A 5,641-nucleotide genomic window follows, 5' to 3' on the forward strand; every position below is an offset into this window, starting at 1 on the left:
GGGCACCACATTAATAATTTTTCCGTTCCCTTGTTTCTTCATGGCCGTCAGAGCACGTTGGCAGCTGTGTACCACGTGCATCATTTGCAGGTTGGCCAGGCCTTGCCATTGTGGCCCCTGGGTGGCTTCAAAAGGCCCCACCAGCAGCTTTCCGGGCAAATTGATAACCACATCCAGCTGCTGCCAGCGGCGCAGAACCCGATTTATACCCCGTTGAATATCCTGTGAATCGCCCGCGGTTGTTTCAATGAAAAGCGCTTCATGGCCCGCTTCATGCAGGCTGCGGCACAAGGCATTGCCGGTGCGAGTGTCGTCACTGGCGATGGCAATACGATAGTGCCCAGCGGCAGTGTGGGCCAGGGCCTGGCCGAGAGGGCTGCAGCCGCGAGTGATAAGGAGGGTGGGCGATTGTTTCAACGTGTCTCCATGTGCAAGAAGCAGAACAAAAAATAATGTTGTGAACAGGTGTTGACTTGGTGAATTATAAAGTTAACATGTGTTCACATAAAGCATTTAAGGGAGCAATTGTTATGACTTTATTCTTTCGTTTGTTTAAAGACACCCTGGCCTTGATGATTGCGATTGCCGTGACGGTTTTGATCGTGGCGGGGCTTGGAAACAACGGTGAAAACCTGTTTTCCGTAATGCTGGCGTTTGCCTGCATGGTGCCTGTTATTGCCAGTGCTGCAGTTGCCATCAAGCGCGACTGGGATAATGGTGGGTTTGCGCACGCATTCTAAGGCTGTTCACTGGCGGTTGCATCTCGGCCCGCTTGCCCGCCTGTTGTCGTTACCGATTCCATCTCGGAGACCGGTAGCGACAATACCTGTTCTTCTCCCTCACTGCGTGCCAGCACCACGGTGACCACGCTGTCGCCCCAGACGTTGACCGCAGTGCGGCACATGTCCAGCACGCGATCGGTGACCAGAATCAGCCCAATGGCTTCTGCCGGCAGGCCGATGGCGCCAAGAATCACCGTAATCGCTACCAGTGATGCAGCGGGAATGCTGGCCACGCCGATGGAGGTGAGCAGTGCGGTGATCACAATCATGAACTGGGTGGTCAACGACAAGTCCATGCCGTAGGCCTGGGCAATGAACATGGCCGCCACGCACTCGTACAATGCGGTTCCGTCCATGTTGACGGTGGCACCCAATGGCAGCACGAAGCTGCTGGTGCGAGTCGATACACCGGAGCGTTTTTGTACACATTCCATGGTCAGAGGCAGCGTGGCGGCTGAACTGGCGGAGGAAAACGCGGTGAGCAGCGCTGGCGTCATGGCCTGAATATGGCGAAGTGGCGAGCGCTTGGTCGCCAGCGCAATCAGGATCGGCATGAAAACAAAAGCATGCAGGCCCAGTGCTACCAGTACGGTGAGGAAGAACCAGGCAAGCGGCTCAATGGCATCCATACCGGTGCGGGTTACCGTGGCGGCTATTAGCGCAAATACGCCCAGGGGCGTGAAACGAATGACCAGCATGGTGATTTTCATCACCACTTGGTAAATGCCATCGATAATGTTGCGCAGGCTCTGGCCGGAGGGGTTGCGTTCGGTTCGCAGAAAAAAACCGAACAGCAGCGAAAAGACGATCAGACCAAGCATTTGGCCATTGGCGGCGGCCGCTATCAGGTTAGGCGGCAGCATCTGGCGGAGAATATCAGTGAAATCGCCGGCCCCACGGCCTTCAATTTTGGCCAGCGCATCCTCGGTTTCTGTGGCCAGACCGAGTAATTCACGTGCGGGCTGATCGTTGATAATGCCAGGGCTGAACAGATTGACCACGATGAGGCCGATCAGCACGGCTACCAGAGTGGTAGTCATGTACAGGGCCACGGTTTTCAGGCCCATTCGGCCCAGATTCTGCCCATCACCGACGCCCACCATGCCGTTGATAATGGCTGTCACAATCAACGGAATGACGACCATTTTAAGGGCATTGATAAACAGGGTTCCCACCAGATCGTAGCCGCTGAGCACAGGCAGCCCGAGTAGCGTACTGGATTCGGCGGTGAAACTGCCTGCCAGTGCGCCGGCCAGCATGGCAATGAATATCTGGTGGTGTAATTTCACTGTCTCCCCCTGGTGGCCATCAATGGCCACCCCTGCCTTTGCTTATTCGATCCCTGAGAGTACCTGATCCTGTCTCGGTGCACAGTGGGGCAGTGCTACATCAAGGTTTGCAGGGCCTCCTTGTCATCCAGTCGGTTCAGCGTTGCCTGGTACGCCGCCTTGAGTTGTCGATCCGCCTCGACAGGGCCCAGCCGTTCGCATAGCAGGACATAGGTGCGGTTCAGTTGGTCTCGCAAGCTGGTCAAGGGTAGGGGGCTCAGTGATTGGTCCGGTGATTGTAGCCAGTATTCCATGGTCAGGCGGGTTTCGGGGCTAACGCTGGCCTGGCGCAGTTGTGCACCCAAATCCAGCTGTATCTGGCTGGCTGCCCGTTTGCCAAGTCCCTGCCACAGGGCCTGGAGCAGGCACTGAAACGCATGGGTGCACGGGTGCGCTTCGGTGTGGTTGTGGTTGCTGTTGGCCAATGGATCGGCGGCCAGTTCGCTGTCGGAAAGCGTCATCGCTTGCACCAGGCTCATGTGAATATGGTGGCGCCGTTCGCCCAAGTCGAACAGGCGACACAGATCGCTGACAAAGCCCTGCAGGGAAAAGCTGGGTCGCTCCGCGTAATGCTGCTGCCAGTGGCTGACCGCCTCCAGCAGGACCGGCTCATTCATGTAGGGCGTAAGGCCGGTGACGATAGCGCGCCGTCGACGCTGGACGCTTTGGTTGATGGGTGCGGAGCTCATGGGTGTTGCTCCTGACCGTGGGCTCTGTCCGGATTATAGGTTTCGCTGCTATAGAGCGTGTTCTGGGGAAATTCCGGGTAGCCGGTTTCGGCGTGCTCGCTGAGATCCAGTCCCCGTTGTTCATGCAGCGCCGGCGCCCGCAAGCCGGCAAGAATAGATACCAGCATGTACATGATTAGCGCGGTGAAGAATGCCCAGCCGAATGCCACGATCACGCCCAGCAGCTGCACCATCACACGTTGGCCATTGAACAGGTCGCCGTCATAGAAGAGGCCGGCAGCCAGGGTGCCCCAGGCGCCGGCGAAGGCATGTACAGGGACTGCACCGACCACGTCATCCAGGCGAAACGCGAGTAGGATTCGGGCACCGAAGGCCGCCAGCGCGCCAGCTACCAGGCCGGTGATGATGGCGAAGCCCGGTGTCATGACTGCGCAGCCGGCGGTCACCGCCACCAGCCCCGCCAAGCTGCCATTCACGGTTTCTGTCAGTAATACCGGGCGGCGACTTGCCATCCGGTAGATAACGCTGCCCACGGCACCGGCCGCGGCGGCCAGCTGGGTATTCAGGTTCACCTTGGCGATATCCACGCTGGCAGAGAGGGTCGAGCCCCCGTTGAAGCCAAACCAGCCGAACCAGAGTATGAAACCGCCCAATGCCACATAGGAAAGGTTATGGCCGGGAATGGTGCGTGGCTTGCCTTGGTTGTCGAAACGCCCAAGTCGCGGGCCTACCACCAGAATACCGGCCAGTGCACACCAGCCGCCGATACTGTGGACCACCGTGGAACCGGCGAAATCAATAAAGCCCATCTGGGCGAGCCAGCCATTGCTGTTCCAGGCCCAGTTGCCGAACAGCGGATAAATAAGGCCGGTGATCACCACCGCGCCACACAAATAGCCCACGTAGCGGGTGCGCTCTGCCATGGCTCCTGAGGCGATGGTGGCGGCGGTAGCCGCGAACATGATCTGGAAAAGGAGCATGGCCCAGGTACTGCCATCGGCCTGGTTGAGCATGAATTGGTCCTGCCCGAACCAGCCATTGGTGCTGGTGCCGAACATCAGCCCGAAACCCACGGCCCAGAACACCAGTGTGCCGACACACAGGTCCATGTAGTTCTTCATGACCACGTTCAGTGAGTTCTTCGCCCGGCTCAGGCCGCTCTCAAGCAGTGCAAAACCCGCTTGCATGAAGAACACCAGCGCCGCAGCGATAGCAATCCAGACTGTATCGGTGGCGGTCAGGGTGTCGGCGTTGGCGAACTCGGGAAGAATCAGCAGAGAAAGCCAGTGATAGCGTCGCAGCAGCATAGTGGTGAATCCCATTCGTCATTGGTGATGAGAAGAGGGGACTGCAACCGCTGTGCCAGCGCGTATAGCCGATAGAATCAGGGCTTCTTAGTTATTTTGTATTAACAGGCGCCCTGTTGTGGTGCTGAGGTTGTTTGTGGTGCGCGGGGTGCCCTATGCGGTGGCATCCACGGGCTGGCTTATCTGCCGGATAAGCTGGAGCTGTCGTTCAGATACTTTTTGCACCGACAGGCGAGGTCGCACCACCAGCTCCATGTCAGCAAATTCGGGGTGATGCTTGATCTGTTTCAGTGTTAATGGCTGAGGGTATAGGCAGGCAAACTGTATATCGGCCTGGTACCAGCGGGGCATCTCACGGGTGCTGCGTGGGTCATAGCCATCTGAAGCAGGGTCAAACTGGGTTGGATCGGGGTAGGGGGCGCTGGTTACGCGAGCTTCGCCAACGATGGCGGGCACCGCACAACTGGAATGGTAGATCAGCACCGTATCGCCGGCTTTCATTTCATCGCGTAGCCGGTTGCGAGCCTGGTAGTTGCGCACGCCATCCCAGCCACTGGTGGCATTTTTGCTGTTGCGCAGATCATCGATGCTGAAAGCATCCGGTTCTGTTTTTAATAACCAGATAGTGCTCACTCCTGAGGATGATGTTTGAGAAGGCACTCTTTGGCCTGGTTGATGCTGCCACAAATGTAAACGGGAAAGGCCGGCTTGTTAAGCTTCAACATCATATTGGCATAGGTACGGTTGAGTATACTTTCCAGGACCATGGCCTTGGCCTCGGTAATTTGCGCAAAATCCTCGCCACAGGAATAGCGCGCGGCGGTGTAATCCAGCCCTTTGATTTGGCCGACGTAGATGGTGAGCTGTTTACGCTGTTGGTGCTGATTGAACAAACGTAGCCGCTGCCGGTAAATGGACAATTGAACGCGCATATCCACCTGGGTGCCTTTCTTTAGCTCGACCAGGGCGAAGGGGCCCTCCTGCGTTACCGTAACCGCACTCATTACTGTCCCTTTACTGCAAGCGTGACAGGCTTTTATAACCGATTCTGTGCTAATCTTCAGCGCTTCTTTTTGCTGGTGTTCGTCAACGGTGCAGGATCAGGGGTGATCGGCGCAGTTGTCAGTAGCGTGTTGGTGGAGGTAGATGCGTGATCAGTTCGCAACAACAGAATGAGGCCATGGCCGCCCTGCAAACTGTCCGCGACTGTTTGCGTTTCGGCGAAAGCATGCTGCGCAGTGGCGGGGTGTTCTTTGGCCACGGTAACGATGACCCCTGGGATGAAGCCCTGGCGCTGTTGATGCATCAGCTGGCGTTGCCTCTACAGAGTGACCCTCGGATTCTCGATGCCCGTTTGCTGCCCTCTGAAATCAGTGGGTATGTGAGTCAACTGGTTAAGCGGGTGAATGATCGTGTCCCGGTTCCTTATCTGACCCATGAAGCCTGGTTTTGCGGCCTGCCGTTCTATGTGGATGAGCGGGTGCTGATACCGCGTTCGCCGCTGGCCGAGCTGATTGAGCAGTCCTTTACGCCCT

Annotated in this window: 7 protein-coding genes and 1 pseudogene; 2 read left to right on the top strand and 6 right to left on the bottom strand. The window is 57.2% G+C overall.

Annotation, left to right across the window (positions count from 1 at the left end; genetic code table 11):
• Nucleotides 1-417: SDR family NAD(P)-dependent oxidoreductase (locus A3754_RS03045; RefSeq protein WP_156496728.1), on the bottom strand; the 417-nt coding region annotated here is incomplete at its 3' end.
• A 56-nt stretch (nt 418-473) separates the two neighbouring features.
• Here A3754_RS03045 and A3754_RS03050 point away from each other — a divergent pair.
• Complete coding sequence (locus A3754_RS03050; RefSeq protein WP_231880457.1) at nt 474-740, top strand: hypothetical protein; 267 nt, start codon at nt 474-476, stop codon at nt 738-740.
• On the opposite strand, the gene A3754_RS03055 is transcribed toward A3754_RS03050, so the two are convergent.
• The 5 genes from A3754_RS03055 to A3754_RS03075 all read right to left on the bottom strand — a co-directional run bounded on the left by A3754_RS03055 (nt 737) and on the right by A3754_RS03075 (nt 5,110).
• Nucleotides 737-2,071, bottom strand: coding sequence for a dicarboxylate/amino acid:cation symporter (locus tag A3754_RS03055; protein ID WP_063518821.1), 1,335 nt, complete (start codon nt 2,069-2,071; stop codon nt 737-739). The genes A3754_RS03050 and A3754_RS03055 overlap by 4 nt on opposite strands.
• 95 nt (nt 2,072-2,166) lie before the next feature.
• On the bottom strand, nt 2,167-2,799 hold the full coding sequence (locus A3754_RS03060) for a hypothetical protein (RefSeq protein WP_063518817.1): 633 nt from the start codon (nt 2,797-2,799) through the stop codon (nt 2,167-2,169).
• Nucleotides 2,796-4,121, bottom strand: coding sequence for an ammonium transporter (locus tag A3754_RS03065; RefSeq protein ID WP_231880458.1), 1,326 nt, complete (start codon nt 4,119-4,121; stop codon nt 2,796-2,798). Before A3754_RS03065 ends, A3754_RS03060 begins: the two co-directional genes overlap by 4 nt.
• A 138-nt stretch (nt 4,122-4,259) precedes the next feature.
• Nucleotides 4,260-4,739: an EVE domain-containing protein gene (locus A3754_RS03070; protein WP_063518819.1), complete on the bottom strand. Its 480-nt coding sequence runs from the start codon at nt 4,737-4,739 to the stop codon at nt 4,260-4,262.
• A complete protein-coding gene (locus A3754_RS03075) occupies nt 4,736-5,110 on the bottom strand; it encodes a hypothetical protein (protein ID WP_063518820.1) in 375 nt (124 codons plus the stop codon). The genes A3754_RS03070 and A3754_RS03075 overlap by 4 nt, the downstream gene beginning before the upstream one ends.
• A gap of 146 nt (nt 5,111-5,256) precedes the next feature.
• Between A3754_RS03075 and A3754_RS03080 the strand changes: the two are divergent.
• A pseudogene (locus A3754_RS03080) lies at nt 5,257-5,641 on the top strand (50S ribosomal protein L3 N(5)-glutamine methyltransferase); the annotation flags it as partial.

It is taken from the genome of Alcanivorax sp. HI0083 (assembly GCF_001635175.1).